Raw genomic sequence first — 15,994 nt, forward strand, 5'->3', positions numbered from 1 at the left:
CGGCGGTGCTCGGCACCGCGGTCGCCGCGTCGCAGGGGCTGGCCGGGCCGGCGCTCGCGGTCCTCGCGCTCGCCCCGCTGGCGCTGGCCGAGCCCCTCGCCGGTCTGGTGAGCGGGCTGCAGCGCCGCGGCGCGCTGGCCGACGCGCGGTCGCGGCTGGACGCCGTCCTCACCGCGCCGGTGGCCTCCGACCCGGCCGAGCCGCTCCCCGCGCCGGCGTCGATCGCCTCGCTGCGGACCGAGGGCCTGGTCGCCGGCTGGCCCGGCGGCCCGGACGTGCTGCGCGGCATGGACGTGCGCGCCGACGCAGGCGACGGCTGGCTGGTCGTGCGCGGGCCGTCGGGCACCGGGAAGTCCACCCTCCTCGCGGTGCTCATGGCGGCGCTGCGGCCGCGGGCCGGCGGGTACACGGCCGACGACGTCCCCACCGACCGGCTGCGCGGGGACGACCTGCGCGCCCGCATGGCCTGGCTGCCCCAGGAGGCGCACGTCTTCTCCTCCAGCATCCGGGCCAACCTCGCCCTGGCGGCGCCGCGGGGTGTCCTCACCGGCGCCGAGGGCGAGGCGCGGATGCGCGCGGCGCTGACCGCCACCGGGCTCGCCGGGCTGCTCGCCGGGCTGCCGGACGGGCTGGACACGCCGGTCGGCGCGGGCGGCACCGCGCTGTCCGGCGGTGAGCGCCGCCGGCTGACCACCGCGCGCGCCCTGCTGGCCGACCGCGACGTGGTGCTGCTCGACGAGCCGACCGCGCACCTGGACCGGCCGACCGCCGACGCGCTGGTGCGTGACCTGCGGACGGCGCTGGCCGGCCGGGTGGTCGTCTGCGTCACCCACGACGACGACGTCGAGCGCCCCGGCGACACCGTCGTCCGGCTGGGGGAGGCGGCGGCCCGCACTCCCGTGGGGGCACGCCCACCGCTTGTCGTACCGGTGCGGCACGCTGCGCGCCATGGACACGAGCTTCACCGCAGCGGTCTTCCTCGGCATGAGCGTCGACGGGTTCATCGCCCGGCTCGACGGCGACCTCACCTGGCTCACCGGCGGGGAGGACGCCGGCGGCGCCCCGGACGACGGCGAGGGGGGTGACTTCGGCTTCGGCGAGTTCGTCGCGGGCGTGGACGCACTGGTCATGGGGCGCTCCACCTACGAGTTCATCGCGCCGTTCGCCGAGTGGCCCTACCTCGGCCGGCCGGTGCACGTGCTCAGCACGACGCTGACGCCCGGCGAGGACGCGCGGATCACGGTGCACCCCTCGCTGGACGACGTGGTCGCGGCGATCGAGGGCGCAGGCCACCGGCGGGTGTACGTCGACGGTGGCCGCACCGTGCACGCCTTCCTGGCCGCGGGCCTGGTCGATGACCTCACGCTCTCCCGGGTGCCGGTGCTGATCGGCACGGGGCTGACGCCCTTCGGCGAGCTGCCGGCCGACATCCGCCTGGAGCACGAGCGGACCCGCACCTTCGCCGGCGGGATGGTGCAGACGACCTACCGGGTGCGCCGCTGACCGGTCAGGCCGCCGGCACGTCCACGGCGACCTCCGGGCCGAGGGTGGCGCCGTGCAGCAGGTCCAGGTCGTCACCGGACCAGAAGCTGCCGGGGTCGTACCAGTTGACCGGCCGGTCGGCGGGCAGCAGGCCCATCGCGGTGTAGGTGGCCGCGACCAGCTCGGCGCAGTAGACGGCCTCGGTGGTCGTGCCGCGCCGCAGCCGGCCGTTGACCCACCCTCCGGCGAGGTGCCGGGTGGTCGGGAACGGCCGGCCGTCCATGCGGGCGATCGTGCGCAGGATGGCGTCCTCCATGGCGGGGGTCACGCCACCGTCGTCGGAGGGGCCGACCAGCTGGCGCAGCCAGGGCCGCTGGCCGTACCTGTGCCGCCAGGTGCGGACGGCGTCGCCCAGGTCGTGCAGCTGCACGCCGCGCTGGTGCTTCCCGGTCCAGACGTCGGGCAACGACCGCCCCAGTTCGGCGTGCCACAGCAGCGGCGGCAGGTCCTCCAGGACGACCGCCATCCCGACGTGGTTCACCGGGGCGTTGGTCAGCGTCCGGATCGCCCGGTCGGCGACGGACGCGCCGCGGAAGATCCACACGTCGCCGGTGCGGGTGAGGTCGACCGCCTCGTCCAGGGTCAGCGTCGGCACGGCGCTACCGTACGGACGTGCGCCCCTGGAAGCTCCTCGGCCTGGCCGGTCTCGCCGGAGTCGCCGCGACCGGCGCCGTCCTGGCGCGCAACGAGCGGCAGCGCCGGGCCTACTCCCCCGACGACGTGCGGGCGCGGCTGCACGAGCGGCACGCGGCGCTGGCGTCGGCCGAGGACGAGGCTCCCGAGCCGGCGCCCTCGGCCGAACTGGTCGCCGGTCGCCGGCACCGGCTGGCCCGTCTGCTGCGGCGGAACTGAACCCCGGCGGATCACACGTCCGAGGGCGCCTCGGGCAGCACGACGATCCCGTCCCGGTCGGCGCACAGCCAGGCGCCCTCGCGGAACACCACGCCGGCGAAGACGACCGGGATGCCGGCCTGACCGGAGTGCAGCCCGCGCTGGCTCTTGCGCGGCATCGCCGCGAGCGCCCGCACGCCGAGGGGCTGCCGGCCCAGTTCGTCGGCGTCGCGGATGCAACCGTGGACCACGAGCCCGGCCCACCCGTTGGTCGCCGCGGAGACCGCGAGGTTCCCCCCGACCAGGCCGCACCGGGTCGAGCCCCCGCCGTCGACCACCAGCACCCGCCCCTCGCCCGGGGTCTCGACCGCCTGCTTCACCAGCGTGTTGTCCTCGAACACCTTGAGCGTGGCGATCGGTCCACTGAAGGACACCCGGCCCCCGAAGACCTGGAACACCGGATCGCACACCTGGGCCTCCGGGTGGGCGTCGGAGATGTCGGTCGTCGCGGGTCCGGCCGTCGCGTCGGGGGTCATCGGGTCACTCGCTCTCGGGGTCGGCGGTGCACTGGTCTCCAGGGCACGGTTATAACCTATAGCGGAAGGAGGCACCCGATGACCGACGTGGTGTACGCGACCAAGAGCGACCTCGCCTACACGCGGGTGCGGGAACTGATCCTCGCCGGAGACCTGGCCCCGGGTCAGGTCCTGCCGCAGGCGGCCCTGGCCCGCACGATCGGGATGAGCACCACCCCCCTGCGCGAGGCACTGCGGCGCCTGAAGCAGGAGGGCCTGGTCGAGCTCGACGCGCACCGCGACGCCCGGGTGCGCCCGCTGGACGCGGACGAGGCCCGCGACCTGCTGGAGCTGCGGCAGACACTCGACCCGCTGGCCGCCTCGCTCGCCGCGCACCGCCGGACCGAGGACGACCTGACCGCGGTCGCCACGGCTCTCGACGGCCTGGAGGCGCTGCCCAGTGCGCCGTCGGTCGCCCAGCTGGAGAGCCACCACCGCTTCCACGCCGCGATCCACCGAGCCTCGCACAACGCGCTGCTCGTGCAGACGCTGGACGGCCTCTGGATGAAGACCGACCGCTACCGGCGGCACGGGCTCGAGGCCGGGCGCACCGACGAGGAGCGCGACGCCCGGACCGTGGAGCACCGGCTGCTGTACGCGGCGGTGCGGGACGGCGACGCCGCCGCCGCCGCGGAGCTGATGCGCCGGCACGTCGAGACCAGCCTGGGAGCCCGCTCGCTCGACCGACTGGCCGACCCCGGCCCGCACCGGTGACCGCCCCGGGCCGGCGCCTCCTCACGCTGCTCCTGTTGCACTCGGCGCTCACCCAGGTGGTCACCTTCGTCCTGCGCCCGACCTCGGCCTACCGCGCCCTGGAGCTCGGCGTCCCCACCGCCTGGCTGGGCGCGCTGACCGCCTCCTTCGCCGTCGTCCCGCTCCTGCTCGCCGTACCGAGCGGTCAGGCGACCGACCGGTTCGGCGAGCGCCGCGTGATGCTGGTCGGCGCCGTCCTCCTCGCGGTGTCCGGCGGGATCTTCGCGTCCGGCCGCGGGGGCGCCGCCGGCCTCGTCCTCGGCAGCGTCGTCCTGGGCACGGGGCACCTGCTGTCGGTCGTCGGGCAGCAGGCCGCCGTCGCGAACACCGCCGGCCCCGGCCGCTTCGACACCGCCTTCGGGTACTACACGTTCGCGGCGTCGCTGGGGCAGGCGCTCGGTCCGGCGCTCATCACGCTGATCGGCGGCGAGGGGGCGCTGCCCCACACGACCCCGATCTTCTGGACCGCCACCGCGCTCGGCGCCGTCCTCCTGATCTGCACGGCGTTCCTGCGGTTCCCCGGCAGGGAGTCGGCGCCGACCGCGGCCGAGACCGGCGGCATGGCGACCCTGTTGCGGCTCCCCGGACTGCTCCGGGCCCTGCTGGTCAGCTGCGTGGTGCTGGCCGCGGTCGACATCACCCTGGTCTACCTGCCCGCCCTCGGGGCCGACCGCGGTCTGGCCGCCGGCTTCGTCGGGCTGCTGCTCACCCTCCGGGCGGTCGCGTCCATGACGTCGCGGCTGTTCCTCGGACGGCTCGTGACCTGGGTGGGCCGGCGCCGCCTCATGGTCGTGAGCGTGACGCTGTCCGCCGTGTCGATGGCGGTGTTGGCGGCTCCGCTGCCGACGGTCGCCATGGCGGCGGTCGTGGTGCTGCTCGGGCTCGGCCTCGGCGTCTGCCAGCCGCTCACCATGTCCTGGCTCGCCGAGGTGGCGCCCACCGGGCTCCGCGGCCGGGCGATGGCGCTGCGGCTCACCGGAAACCGACTGGGTCAGGTGCTCATCCCCAGCACCGTCGGCCTGGTGGCCGTCGGCATCGGGGCCGCCGGCGTGCTGTGGGCCACCGCCGCCGCGCTCGCGGTGGTCGGGGTCGCCGCCCGGCGGCTGGCGGTGGACGGCGGCCGCGGCGCCTGAGGCGGCCCCCGGTCAGCCGCGCGAGACCTGCGCGACGACGGCGTCGGTGAACGCGTCGGTGGAGGCGCTCCCGCCGAGGTCGCGGGTGGCCACTCCCCCGCGCACGGCCGCCCGCACACCGGCCTCCAGCCGCCCTGCGGCATCGGCGGCCCGCGGGTTCCCGTGCCGGGTGCCCAGCCAGTCGAGCAGCATCCCTGCCGACAGCATCATCGCGATCGGGTTGGCCAGGCCGCGCCCGGCGATGTCCGGCGCCGAGCCGTGCGCCGCCTGCGCCATGCACCGGTCGTCGGAGGCGTTGATCGACGGGGCGATGCCCAGCGACCCGGCCAGTTCGCCGGCCATGTCGGACAGGATGTCACCGAACATGTTCTCGGCCACCAGGACGTCGAAGTCCGCCGCGCGGCGCAGCAGGTGCACGGTCATCGCGTCGATGTGGAAGTCGTCGACCTCGACGTCGGGGTAACCCTCGGCCACCTCCAGGCAGACCCGCTTGAACAGGCCGGAGGTCAGCTGCAGCACGTTCGCCTTGTGGACGATCGTGACCTTGTGCCGCCGACGCCGGGCGAGTTCGAAGGCGGTCCGGGCGATCCGCTCGATCGCCGGCCGGGTGAAGACGCCCATGCAGATGGCGACGTCGGGGGTCGGCATGTACTCGCCCGTGCCGGCGAACGTGTTCCGGTCGGCGTAGAAGCCCTCGGTGTTCTCCCGGACGATCACCAGGTCGGTGTCCGGCGCCAGCGCGCGACCACCCTCGAAGGCGCGCGCCGGCCGGATGTTGGCGTAGAGGTCGAAGTGCTTGCGGATCGTGCCGCTGGGGTTCAGCGCCGACCGGTGCGGCTCCGGGTAGGCGGCGCTGTCGTGCGGCCCGAGCAGCCAGCCGTCCATCGCGGCGAGCGCGTCGAGCGTGGTGGCCGGGATGGCACTGCCGTGGTGCTCGATGGCCGAGCCGCCCAGCGGGAGCTCCCGCCACTCGGGAGGCTGCGCTCCGGCGGCGATCAGGGCGGCGTCGACGACGCGCACCGCGGCAGGGACGATCTCCGGCCCGATGCCGTCGCCGGGCATCACGCCGAGCCGGTAGGGGCGACCGACGGTCACGACCGGCTCGCGCCGCGGTCGCTGTCGGAGAGGTGCTCGAAGGTCTCGCCCGTGGCGGTGACGGTCCGGGTGACGTCCCGGCCGCCGTAGACCCAGTAGATGGTCATCGAGCCCTCGCCGCGGTTGCGGAAGCAGTGCGGGACACCGGCCGGCACCCAGGTGGCCTGCCCGGCGACGAGGTCGAACTCCTCGTCCCCGATGACCGCGGTGGCCTCGCCCTCGAACACGAGCACCGTCTCCTCCACGTTGTGCGAGTGCAGCGGGATGCCGGTGCCCGGGGAGAAGACCGTCATCCCGGTCGTGACCCGGTTGGCCTCGCAGTTCCACTTCCCCACGAACGGGACGGTGGCGACGCCGTTGCCGCGGTCGAAGCGCTCGATCTCCTCCGGGCACAGGACCATGGACGGCGGAGCGGGCTGGGTGCTCATGCGTTCTCCTCGGTGGTGTGGCTGACCAGCAGCGAGCCGGGCGTGTTGACCTGGCCCTCGAGCACCGTCGCGGCGATCGTGCGCCACTGCGCGAAGTGCGGAGCCCGCTTGTGCGCCTCGAACGCCTCGGCGTCGGTGTAGAGCTCGTAGAGCAGGAACCGGTCCTCCTCGCCCTCCACCGAGCAGACGTCGAAGCGCAGGCACCCGGGCTCGTCGCGCACCGAGGCCTCCGCGTTCGCCGCGATCCCGGCGAGGAACTCCTCCCGCTTCCCCGGACGGACCTGCATCTGCACCACCAGGCTGAACATGCACGCCTCCTTCTCGTCGATAGGTATACAACTTGTATACACTGTTGGCCGTCGAGGGAAGAGGGCGCGCCATGACCGACCGGATCGACCCGCAGCACCTGCGCTCGTTCGGCACCCGGGTGCTCGCCGCGCTCGGCGTGCCCGAGGACGACGCCGCCCTGGTGGCCGACAGCCTCGTGCAGGCCGACCTCTGGGGCCACCAGTCGCACGGGTTCCTGCGCCTGCCCTGGTACGCCGCGCGGCTGCGATCGGGCGCGACCCGCGCGGTCACCGAGCCGGCCGTGCTCTCCGACACCGGTCCGCTGGTCCTGCTCGACGGGCGCGACGGCATCGGCCAGGTGCTCGCCGACCGCGCCCGCGAGCTGGCGACCGCGCGAGCCGGGGTGCACGGCGTCGGCGTCGTCGGCGTGCGGAACTCCAACCACTTCGGCACGGCGATGTACTTCACCCGGCGGGCCGCCCGCGACGGGTTCGTGGCCGTCCTGACCACCAACGCCAGCCCCGCGATGGCGCCGTGGGGTGGCCGGGAGAAGGTGCTCGGCACCAACCCGTGGTCGATCGCCGCACCGGCGCCGGACGGGCGCGTCGTGGCCGTGGACATCGCCAACACCGCGGTGGCCCGCGGCAAGATCCACCTGGCGGGCAAGCGCGGCGAGGCCATCCCCGAAGGGTGGGCGCTCACCGCCGACGGTGCCCCCACCACGGATCCGGCGGAGGGGGTGCTCGGGGTGATCCTGCCGATGGCCGGCCACAAGGGCTACGCCATCAGCTTCCTGATGGACGTGCTCTCCGGCGCGCTGACCGGCAGCGCCGTCGGCACCGGCGTGCACGGGCCCTACGAGCCCGAGGCCCGCAGCGGCTGCGGCCACCTGTTCCTCGCCCTCGACCCTGCGGCGTTCGGCGACCGGGCCGGCTACGAGGACCGCGTCCGGCAGCTGATCGATGAGGTGAAGGGCGCACCACTGGCGCAGGGGTTCGACGAGGTCTTCCACCCCGGCGAGGTCGAGGACCGCGCCGAGGCCGCCGCCCTCGCCGCGGGTGGGGTCGAGCTGGCCGAGGGGTCCCTGGCCGGGCTGCGGGAACTGGCCGGCGCGACCGGCGTGCCCTTCGGGCCGTACCGGTGAGCGCCCCGGGCGAGGCCAGCAAGGCCGATCTGGTCCACCGGCAGCTCAAGGAGGAGATCGAGCTCGGCGAGCTGGCGCCGGGCACGCCGCTGTCGGAGCTGTGGCTGGTGGAGCGCACCGGCGCCTCCCGCACCCCGGTCCGCGAGGCGCTGCGCCGGCTGGCCGCCGAGGGCCTGGTCGACCTCGCGCCCCGGCAGGGCGCCCGGGTGTCGCGGGTGTCCCTGCGGAGCGTCCGCGACCTGTTCGACTTCCGGTCGCTGCTGGAGCCCGCCGCGATGCGCGAGGCCACCGAGGCCGCCGCGGCCGACCCCGAGCTGCGCCGGGTGTTCGCCGCCATGCGCACCGAGTTCGCCCGCACGGCCCGCCGGGTTCCGTCGCAGGCCCGCTCGCGCGCGTTCTACGAGCTGGCCGACCGGTTCGACTGGGCGATCATTGGCGCCACCGGCAACGAGCACCTGCGCCGGACCATCGCAGAGCTGCGCCCGCACACCGCGCGGCTGCGCAACCTCTCCCACGTCGATCCGCGGCGGGTCGAGGTGTCGGTCACCGAGCACCTGCGGATGTGCGACGCGCTGCTCGCCGGCGACGCCGACGAGGCCGCCGCGGCCGTCGCCGACCACCTCGCGCAGAGCCTGGCGACCATCTTCCGCAACCTGGCCGTGGGGCCCGGGGACGGCGTCGACCTGCTGGGCTGAACGAGAACGTCCGTTCCGACTCGGCGGGCCCCTGCAAGGGCCCGCCCCGAGCCTGTGAGCGGAAGGGGGCAGGGGGTGTGCTTCTTCAGTCGGCCTTGACGGCGAGCACCGGGCAGTTCGAGTCGAGCAGGATCCGCTGCGCCTGGCTGCCGGTGAGCAGCTTGCCGGTGGGCGTGCGCCGGCGGATGCCGATCACCAGCAGGCTGGCCTTCACCCGGTCGGCGGCCTCGACCAGCTCGTCGGCCGCCTCGTGGCCGCGCACCTTCTGCTCGATCTCGTAGACGACGCCGGTGGCGTCCAGCCGCTCGCGCAGCGCGGCCACGAGGTCCTCGGACATGAACCGGTTGTCGACGTAGGTGTCACCGCGCGAGGTGTTGACCACGTGCAGCGGCTCCTCGCGGCGGCGGGCCTCGGTGATCGCCGCGGTCAGCGCGGCCTCGCCCTCGGCAGTGGGGACGTAGCCCACGACGATCGTCATGCGGGCAGTGTCCCCGATCGCACCGGCGTCGTTCCACCTTGCGTGCCTATCGGTCGTTTCGGTCCTTGAGTCCGCGGTCGACCGGGCGCGGGGACCGCAGGGTGAAGCGGCGTTCGGGCCGGCCGGCCGTGCCGTAGCGCTGCCGGACGTCGGCCTGGTGCTGGGCCACCAGCTGCTCCAGGTAGCGCCGGGCGCTCACCCGGGCCAGCCCGGTGCGCTCGCTGCACTCCGACGCCGACAGCCCCTCCTCCCCCGCATCGGCCAGCGCGGTGCGCACCAGCTCCAGGGTCTGCGGGGTGATGCCCTTGGGCGTGGCCACCGTCGGCGCCGCGCTCCCGCGGGAGACGCCGAACATCCGGTCGACGTCGCTCTGCGCGGCGACGTCGATCCGGGTGAGCTCCCCGCGCAGCGCGGCGTACTGCCGCAGCCGCTCCTCGAAGGTCCGCCGGTCGAACGGCTTGACCAGGTAGTGCAGGACGCCGCCGTGCAGTGCCGTGCGGATGCTGTCCACGTCCCGCGCCGCGCTGATCACCACCACGTCCACGTCCGACCCGTCCGCCCGCAGCCGGCGCAGCACGTCCAGCCCGGTCATGTCCGGCAGGTAGATGTCGAGCAGCACGAGGTCCGGGCTCAGCCGCTGCACCTCCTGCAGGGCCTGCGCCCCCGTCGTCGCCGTCCCGACGACCTCGAAGCCGTCCAGCCCCGCCACGAAGGCCGAGTGGACCTTCGCGACCATGAAGTCGTCGTCGACGATGAGGACGCCGATCACGACGCCACCAGCGCGGGGTCGGCCGGCATGCGGGCGGTGAACGTCGAGCCACCGGCCGAGGTGGCCGTGACGTCGCCGCCCCGCCGGGTGCAGAGCAGGTGGACCAGGGACAGGCCGATGCCCCGCTCCCCCTGGTCGGTCTGACCGGCCGCCGCATCCTTGGTCGAGACCCCGCGGCGGAACACCTCCCGCTCCATCCCCGCCGGCACCCCGGGCCCGGAGTCGCGCACGACCACCTCCACCTCTCCGTCCACCAGACCCACCGACACCTCGACCCAGCGCTGGGCCGCCACCGAGGCGGCGTCCAGGGCGTTGTCGACGAGGTTCCCGACGACGGTCGCGACGTCGGTGCTCAGCTCGCCGGGCAGCACCGGGAGCGAGGAGTCCGGCGAGATCCGCAGGTCCACGCCGAGCTCGGTCGCCTGGCTCGCCTTGGCGATGAGCAGTGCGGCGATCGAGGGGTCCCGCACGGTCGACGTCACCTCGGCGGTGAACTCCGACCGGCTGGAGCTCACCCGGTGGACGAACCGCACGGCCTCCTCCGCCTCCCCCAGCTCGATCAGGCCGGCGATGGTGTGCAGCCGGTTGCTGAACTCGTGCGCCTGCGCCCGCAGCGTGTCGGTGACGTGCCGGGTGAGGTCGAGCTCGCGACGCAGCTCGAGCAGCTCGGTGCGGTCGCGCAGCGTGGTGACCGAGCCGATCGCCCGGCCGTGGCTGGTGATCGGCAGCCGGTTGACCACCAGCACCCGTCCGGCGCTGGCGACGGCGCGGTCGCGTTCCACGTCGCCGTGCAGGAACGCCTCCAGGAGCTCGTCCCGCACACCGAGATCGGCGAGGGTGCGGCCCAGTGCGTCCCCGGGCACGTGCAGCAGCCGGATCGCCTCGTCGTTGATGAGGGTGACCCGCCCGCGCAGGTCCAGGCCCACGACGCCCTCCCGGATGCCGTGCAGCATCGCGTCCCGGTGCTCGACCAGGCCGGCGATCTCGGCCGGTTCCAGCCCGAGGGTCTGCCGCTTCACCCGGCGCGCGACCAGCAGGGACCCACCGACGCCGATCGCGCTGCCCAGCCCCAGGTAGGTCAGCAGGTTGGGGGTGGCGGTGGCGAGACCGTCCAGCACCGACGGGTAGCGCCGGGTGACCGTCACGAAGCCGGCCGCCTCCCGCCGGGGCCCGGTGAGGATGGGCACCATGGCCACCGCCGCGGGGTGGCCCTCGAACTCCTGCTCCCCCACCCACGACCGGCCCTGCAGGACGGTGCTCTCCCCCAGGTCGATCCGCTCGCCGAGCTGCTCGGGGTCCGCGCTGGCGACGACCGTGCGGTCGGCGAGCGCCACGACGACCGACGCCGAACCCGACACGCTGCGCGTGCTCTCCGCCGCGACGCGGACGTAGGCGACGGCGTTGTTGGCGACCGCGTCGCGGAAGATCCGGGCGTTGGCGAGCGTCTCGGCCACGGCCAGCGCGCGGCGCCCCTCCGAGTCCTGCGCGCGCTTGGTCGACTGCGCCACGGTCACCGCCGCGACGCCGACGAGCACCACGCAGATGATGACCACCTGCAGGGCCAGCAGCTGGCCGGCCAGCGAGAGCCGCCGGGTCACGGGATCTCCAGACGTCGAGGGACGGGCGCGGGTCCGCGCCGGTGGCACTCCATCACGGACACGCGGGCCGGTGGGCGTGGACACAAGGACCACAAAGCTCAATGCGCACTCAAGGGTGACACGGCCCACCGGCCTTGCCACCGTCCGTGTCACGCGGTGGTCATCCACCGGACACTCAGGAGGACAAGATGCGCACTGCTTCCCTGCGGAAGCTCACCGTCGGCGCCGTCGCCGCCGGCCTCGTGCTCACCGGCTGCGGCACCACGGCCGAGGGCGGCTCGGCGTCGGGCGGCGAGGACGGCCCGGTCAGCGGGCTCCGGATCATGGTCCCGAACTCCCCGGGCAGCGGGTACGACACCACCGCCCGCGTCGTCTCCAAGACGATGGAGGACGTGGAGCTGGCCAGCGGCATCGAGGTGTTCAACCTCGAGGGCGCCGGCGGCACGGTGGGCCTGCAGCGCCTCGTCAACGAGGACGGCAACGCCGACCTGCTGATGCAGATGGGTCTGGGTGTCGTCGGCGCCTCCTACACGAACGAGTCCGAGGCCACGCTCGAGGACACCACCCCGATCGCGCGGCTGATCGAGGAGTCCGAGGCGATCGTCGTCCCGGCCAACTCCCCCTACCAGAGCCTCGACCAGCTCATCGAGGCGTGGAAGGCCGACCCGGGCGCGGTCCCGGTCGGCGGCGCGTCGAACCCCGGTGGCCCCGACCACCTGACCCCGATGCTGCTGGCCGACGCCGTGGACCTGGACCCGACGACCGTCAACTACGTCTCCTACGACGGCGGCGGCGAGCTGCTCGCCGCGATCCTGGGCAACCAGATCGCCTTCGGCGCGACCGGCATCGGCGAGGTCGCCGAGCAGGCCGCCGCCGGCGAGGTGCGCATCCTGGCCGTCACCAGCGAGGAGCCGGTCGAGGGCGTGGACGCGCCGACGCTGACCGAGGAGGGCGTCGACCTGGTCTTCACCAACTGGCGCGGGATCGTGGCCGCTCCCGGCATCTCCGAGGAGGAGATCCAGCGCCACGTCGACCTCGTCACCGAGATGCACGACAGCGAGGAGTGGCAGCAGGCGCTGGAGACCAACGGCTGGAGCGACGCCTTCATCACCGGCGACGAGTTCAGCTCGTTCCTCAGCGACGAGAGCCAGCGCGTCCAGACGATCCTGAGCGAGCTGGGGCTGGCGTGAGCTCTGCCGCCCCCGGCAGCACCAGGGAGCAGGGCCGCTCCGAGTACGGAGTGGCCCTGTTCCTCGGTGCGCTCGGAGTCCTCCTCATCGCCCAGGCGCTGCTCCTGCCGGCGAGCCTGATCGTCCGCGGCCCGGTCGGGCCGAAGGCGGTGCCCCTGGTCGTCGGTGGCCTGCTGGTGGTCGTCGCCGCCGTCCTGGCCGTCGACATCGCGCGCGGCGGGCGCGGCGAGCCCGAGGGCGGCGAGGACATCGACCTCACCGGCCGCAGCGACTGGGCCACCATGGCGCTGCTGGTGGCGGCGTTCGCGGCCAACGCGATGCTGATCGAGAGCCTCGGCTGGCCGATCTCGGGCGCGATCCTGTTCTGGGGAGCCGCCTTCGCGCTCGGCAGCCGGCACTACGTCCGCGACGTCGCGATCGCGCTCGTGCTGTCCGTCGGCACCTGGTACCTGTTCGTGCTGGCGCTGGGCGTGTCCCTTCCCGTCGGCGTGCTGCGAGGGATCCTCTGATGGGCGCGATCGGCGAACTGATCAACGGGTTCGGCACCGCGCTGAGCCCTGAGAACCTGCTGTACGCCTTCCTCGGCGTGCTGCTGGGCACCGCGATCGGCGTGCTGCCCGGCATCGGCCCGGCCATGACGCTGGCCCTGCTGCTCCCGCTGACCTACGCCCTGCCGGTGACCAGCGCCCTGATCATGTTCGCCGGCATCTACTACGGCGGCATGTACGGCGGGTCCACGACCTCGATCCTGCTCAACACCCCCGGTGAGAGCGCCTCGGTGGTCACCGCCATCGAGGGCAACAAGATGGCCAAACGCGGGCGGGCCGCCCAGGCGCTGGCCACCGCCGCCATCGGGTCGTTCGTGGCCGGCACGATCGCCACGCTGCTGCTGGCGCTGCTCGGCCCGGTCGTCGCGCGGGTGGCGCTGCAGGTCGGGCAGGCGGACTTCTTCGCGCTCATCCTGCTGGCGTTCATCGCGGTGACGTCGGTGCTCGGCAGCTCCCGGGTGCGCGGTCTGGCTGCCCTGGGGCTCGGGCTGACCATCGGCCTCGTCGGGATCGATGCGACCTCCGGTCAGCAGCGGCTCACCTTCGGCATCCCGGAACTGGCCGACGGCATCGACATCGTGATCGTCGCGGTCGGGCTGTTCGCCGTCGGCGAGGCGCTCTGGACCGCCGCGCACCTGCGCCGCGCCCCCGTCCAGGTCATCCCGGTCGGCACCGCCCGGATGAACCGCGAGGACTGGTCGCGCTCCTGGAAGCCCTGGCTGCGCGGCACCGCGATCGGCTTCCCGTTCGGCGCCGTCCCCGCCGGCGGTGCGGAGATCCCGACGTTCCTGTCCTACGTGACCGAGCGGAAGCTCTCCAAGCACCCCGAGGAGTTCGGCCACGGGGCGATCGAGGGCGTCGCCGGCCCCGAGGCGACCAACAACGCGTCCGCCGCCGGTGGTCTGGTCCCGCTGCTCACCCTGGGGCTGCCGACGACGGCGACCGCCGCGATCCTGCTGGTCGCCATCCAGACGTACGGCATCGAGCCGGGCCCCCGGCTGTTCGACACCGAGCCGGTGCTGGTGTGGGGCCTGATCGCCAGTCTCTTCATCGGCAACACGATGCTGCTGATCCTCAACCTGCCCCTCGCACCGCTGTGGGCGAAGCTCCTGCAGATCCCGCGCACCTACCTCTACGCGGGGATCCTGTTCTTCTCCGCCCTGGGTGCGTACGCGGTCAACGCCTCGCCGTTCGACCTGTTCCTGCTCCTGGCCATCGGCGGGCTGGGGTTCATGATGCGGCGCTACGGGCTGCCGGTGCTGCCGGCGATCATCGGCGTCATCCTCGGCCCCTTCGCCGAGGAGCGGCTGCGCACCGCGCTGCAGATCAGCAACGGTGACCTCGGTGGGCTCATCACGCCGTTCTCCACGGTGATCTACGTGCTCATCGCGCTGATCCTGCTCTGGCCGCTGGTCCGCCGGTTCCTGCCGAGCAAGGCGCGGGTGCCGGTCCTCTCCGAGGCCGCGCACGAGGTCGAGGAGGCGCACTCCCACCACGGGCTGACCAACGCCGTGTCGGTGGAGCGGCACGTCGGCGACGAGGTGCGGGAGAAGCCCGACCCCGGGGTGCCGGACGGGCGCTGATCCGCCGGCACCGGCCGAGGGCCCCGGTCTCCCGTCGTGGAGGCCGGGGCCCTCGCGCGTCCGGGTCAGATGCTGCGCCAGCGCCCCTCGGTGGCGTTGCCCTCCTCGTGAGTGCTGAAGACGTTGCCCTGGGTGGGGGCTGTCCGGTCGTTCGAGATGGCCAGCTTCTGCAGCAGCGGGCCCACCAGGACGTCGTACATCCCCGGCAGCAACCGGAAACCGGCGGTTATCAGCGGGTTGAACAGGCCCGCCTGCACCACCCGGCGGGGCTGGTCCAGCGTCGAGAGGACCCGCCGGGCCACGCGCTGCGGCGAGTAGACCGGCGGCGGCGGCCGGCCCGTGCTGCCGACGTAGGAGGCGCCCTGGGCGTAGATCGGGGTGTTCACCCCCCCGGGCTGCACGATCGACACGGAGATCCCCGGCTCGTCGCGGGTCTCCTGCTGCAGCACCCGTGCGAGGCCGAGCTGGCCGAACTTCGCGGCGACGTAGCTGCCCATGAGCGGAGCGGTGACGTTCCCGAGCAGCGAGTTGACGATCACCAGGTGGCCGGCGCGCTGCCGGCGGAAGACCGGGAGCACGTGCCGGGCGAGGGTCGCGGTGCCGTGCAGCGCGGTGTCCACGACCCGCTCGTAGACCTCCTTGGGCACGTCCTCGACCGCGCCGTAGGCCATCACCTGGGCGGAGTGGACGACCAGGTCGAGCCGGCCGAACTCGGCGACGGCGGAGTCCACCACCGCCCGGATCGCGTCCTCGTCGAGCAGGTCGGCCGGGCAGACGGTGACGGCCGCCGCTCCGGCCGCCCGGACCTCCCGCGCCGCGGCCTCCAGGGACCCCCGCCCGCGGGCCACCAGCACCACGCGGGCACCGCGCTCCCCGAGCTGCACGGCGGTGGCCCGGCCGATGCCGCTGGAGGCACCGGTGACCAGCGCGGTGATCGGCGTTCCTGGCATCTCGGGGATCGGCACGAGCTCTCCTCGCCATGGGCGGCGGACGCCGGGGACGACGTCCGTTGTCCGCAACCGACTACCCGGTGCCTCCCGAGGTCATGCCGTTCCCGTCGATCCGCGCCCACAGCCACCCGGGCCCAGCGCACACCGCCCCCGCGGGCAGCCGTGCTCGCAGCCCTCGGTCGGCGGTCACCACGAGCAGGTCCTCCCCGGCCGCGGCGAGCTCCCCGGCGACGGCGACCAGCGCGTCGTCGCCGGGGCCGGCGGCCCGCACCAGCCGGATCCCGCCGGGCGCGGGCACGTCGCGGGCGGCGCCCTCGACGACCGCCACGGTGCCGTCCAGCCCGACGTCCGCACCGCCGGGTCCGGGCAGCCGCCCCGGCAGCGCCGCCAGCCC

The 15,994-nt window shown here is 74.2% G+C and carries 20 protein-coding genes; 10 read left to right on the forward strand and 10 right to left on the reverse strand.

Annotated features, from left to right (window positions below; translation table 11 throughout):
- The coding region (locus C5507_RS21175) for an ATP-binding cassette domain-containing protein (RefSeq protein ID WP_249027840.1) at window positions 1-1,085 on the forward strand (1,085 nt) is incomplete at its 5' end.
- Window positions 985-1,503: a dihydrofolate reductase family protein gene (locus tag C5507_RS21180; RefSeq protein ID WP_242611370.1), complete on the forward strand. Its 519-nt coding sequence runs from the start codon at window positions 985-987 to the stop codon at window positions 1,501-1,503. The genes C5507_RS21175 and C5507_RS21180, both read left to right, overlap by 101 nt.
- 4 nt (window positions 1,504-1,507) lie before the next feature.
- On the opposite strand, the gene C5507_RS21185 is transcribed toward C5507_RS21180, so the two are convergent.
- On the reverse strand, window positions 1,508-2,137 hold the full coding sequence (locus C5507_RS21185; protein WP_104530476.1) for a hypothetical protein: 630 nt from the start codon (window positions 2,135-2,137) through the stop codon (window positions 1,508-1,510).
- Window positions 2,138-2,154: 17 nt separating this feature from the next.
- Here C5507_RS21185 and C5507_RS21190 point away from each other — a divergent pair, with 17 nt between their 5' ends.
- Window positions 2,155-2,394 carry a hypothetical protein gene (locus C5507_RS21190; protein ID WP_104530477.1) on the forward strand — a complete coding sequence of 80 codons (240 nt, stop codon included), beginning with the start codon at window positions 2,155-2,157 and terminating at the stop codon, window positions 2,392-2,394.
- 11 nt (window positions 2,395-2,405) lie between these two features.
- On the opposite strand, the gene rraA is transcribed toward C5507_RS21190, so the two are convergent.
- Window positions 2,406-2,909 carry a ribonuclease E activity regulator RraA gene (rraA, locus tag C5507_RS21195; protein ID WP_104530478.1) on the reverse strand — a complete coding sequence of 168 codons (504 nt, stop codon included), beginning with the start codon at window positions 2,907-2,909 and terminating at the stop codon, window positions 2,406-2,408.
- Between the two features lie 78 nt (window positions 2,910-2,987).
- Here rraA and C5507_RS21200 point away from each other — a divergent pair, with 78 nt between their 5' ends.
- A complete protein-coding gene (locus C5507_RS21200) occupies window positions 2,988-3,662 on the forward strand; it encodes a GntR family transcriptional regulator (RefSeq protein ID WP_104530479.1) in 675 nt (224 codons plus the stop codon).
- Between the two features lie 35 nt (window positions 3,663-3,697).
- Window positions 3,698-4,834, forward strand: a complete 1,137-nt coding sequence (locus C5507_RS21205) for an MFS transporter (RefSeq protein ID WP_242611080.1) — start codon at window positions 3,698-3,700, stop codon at window positions 4,832-4,834.
- A 12-nt stretch (window positions 4,835-4,846) separates the two neighbouring features.
- Here the strand turns inward: C5507_RS21205 and C5507_RS21210 are convergent, their stop codons facing one another.
- Genes C5507_RS21210 through C5507_RS21220 form a run of 3 tightly spaced genes read right to left on the reverse strand, consistent with a single transcriptional unit; the run spans window position 4,847 to window position 6,665 of the window.
- Window positions 4,847-5,929, reverse strand: coding sequence for an isocitrate/isopropylmalate dehydrogenase family protein (locus tag C5507_RS21210; protein ID WP_242611081.1), 1,083 nt, complete (start codon window positions 5,927-5,929; stop codon window positions 4,847-4,849).
- The gene (locus tag C5507_RS21215; protein ID WP_104530481.1) at window positions 5,926-6,357 is read right to left on the reverse strand and encodes a cupin domain-containing protein; all 432 of its coding nucleotides are present in this window, start codon (window positions 6,355-6,357) and stop codon (window positions 5,926-5,928) included. Before C5507_RS21215 ends, C5507_RS21210 begins: the two co-directional genes overlap by 4 nt.
- Window positions 6,354-6,665, reverse strand: coding sequence for a putative quinol monooxygenase (locus C5507_RS21220; protein WP_104530482.1), 312 nt, complete (start codon window positions 6,663-6,665; stop codon window positions 6,354-6,356). The genes C5507_RS21215 and C5507_RS21220 overlap by 4 nt, the downstream gene beginning before the upstream one ends.
- Window positions 6,666-6,736: 71 nt before the next feature.
- Between C5507_RS21220 and C5507_RS21225 the strand changes: the two genes are divergently transcribed.
- Both C5507_RS21225 and C5507_RS21230 read left to right on the forward strand, forming a co-directional pair.
- Window positions 6,737-7,789, forward strand: coding sequence for an Ldh family oxidoreductase (locus C5507_RS21225; protein ID WP_104530483.1), 1,053 nt, complete (start codon window positions 6,737-6,739; stop codon window positions 7,787-7,789).
- A complete protein-coding gene (locus C5507_RS21230) occupies window positions 7,786-8,484 on the forward strand; it encodes a GntR family transcriptional regulator (RefSeq protein ID WP_104530484.1) in 699 nt (232 codons plus the stop codon). Before C5507_RS21225 ends, C5507_RS21230 begins: the two co-directional genes overlap by 4 nt.
- Before the next feature lie 85 nt (window positions 8,485-8,569).
- Here C5507_RS21230 and C5507_RS21235 read toward each other — a convergent pair whose 3' ends face one another.
- The 3 genes from C5507_RS21235 to C5507_RS21245 are packed head-to-tail and all read right to left on the reverse strand — an operon-like array spanning window position 8,570 to window position 11,329.
- On the reverse strand, window positions 8,570-8,962 hold the full coding sequence (locus C5507_RS21235) for a universal stress protein (RefSeq protein ID WP_104530485.1): 393 nt from the start codon (window positions 8,960-8,962) through the stop codon (window positions 8,570-8,572).
- 46 nt (window positions 8,963-9,008) lie between these two features.
- Window positions 9,009-9,731: a response regulator gene (locus tag C5507_RS21240; RefSeq protein ID WP_104530486.1), complete on the reverse strand. Its 723-nt coding sequence runs from the start codon at window positions 9,729-9,731 to the stop codon at window positions 9,009-9,011.
- Entirely contained in the window at window positions 9,728-11,329 is a 1,602-nt protein-coding gene (locus tag C5507_RS21245; RefSeq protein ID WP_104530487.1) for a sensor histidine kinase, read from the reverse strand. Before C5507_RS21245 ends, C5507_RS21240 begins: the two co-directional genes overlap by 4 nt.
- 188 nt (window positions 11,330-11,517) lie before the next feature.
- Between C5507_RS21245 and C5507_RS21250 the strand changes: the two genes are divergently transcribed.
- From C5507_RS21250 to C5507_RS21260, 3 genes are read left to right on the forward strand one after another with little or no spacing between them, the layout of a single operon-like run.
- A complete protein-coding gene (locus C5507_RS21250; protein WP_104530488.1) occupies window positions 11,518-12,519 on the forward strand; it encodes a Bug family tripartite tricarboxylate transporter substrate binding protein in 1,002 nt (333 codons plus the stop codon).
- A complete protein-coding gene (locus C5507_RS21255) occupies window positions 12,516-13,028 on the forward strand; it encodes a tripartite tricarboxylate transporter TctB family protein (protein WP_104530489.1) in 513 nt (170 codons plus the stop codon). The genes C5507_RS21250 and C5507_RS21255 overlap by 4 nt, the downstream gene beginning before the upstream one ends.
- Window positions 13,028-14,650, forward strand: a complete 1,623-nt coding sequence (locus C5507_RS21260; protein ID WP_104530490.1) for a tripartite tricarboxylate transporter permease — start codon at window positions 13,028-13,030, stop codon at window positions 14,648-14,650. The genes C5507_RS21255 and C5507_RS21260 overlap by 1 nt, the downstream gene beginning before the upstream one ends.
- Before the next feature lie 65 nt (window positions 14,651-14,715).
- Here the strand turns inward: C5507_RS21260 and C5507_RS21265 are convergent, their stop codons facing one another.
- Together C5507_RS21265 and C5507_RS21270 are read right to left on the reverse strand one after the other, a co-directional pair.
- Window positions 14,716-15,615 (reverse strand): SDR family NAD(P)-dependent oxidoreductase, encoded by a 900-nt coding sequence (locus C5507_RS21265; RefSeq protein ID WP_104530491.1) that lies wholly within the window; start codon window positions 15,613-15,615, stop codon window positions 14,716-14,718.
- A 58-nt stretch (window positions 15,616-15,673) separates the two neighbouring features.
- A partial coding sequence (locus C5507_RS21270; protein WP_104530492.1) for a hypothetical protein occupies window positions 15,674-15,994 on the reverse strand: 321 nt, incomplete at its 5' end.

This window comes from Blastococcus saxobsidens, from assembly GCF_002938435.1.
GTDB classification, from domain to species: domain Bacteria; phylum Actinomycetota; class Actinomycetes; order Mycobacteriales; family Geodermatophilaceae; genus Blastococcus; species Blastococcus saxobsidens.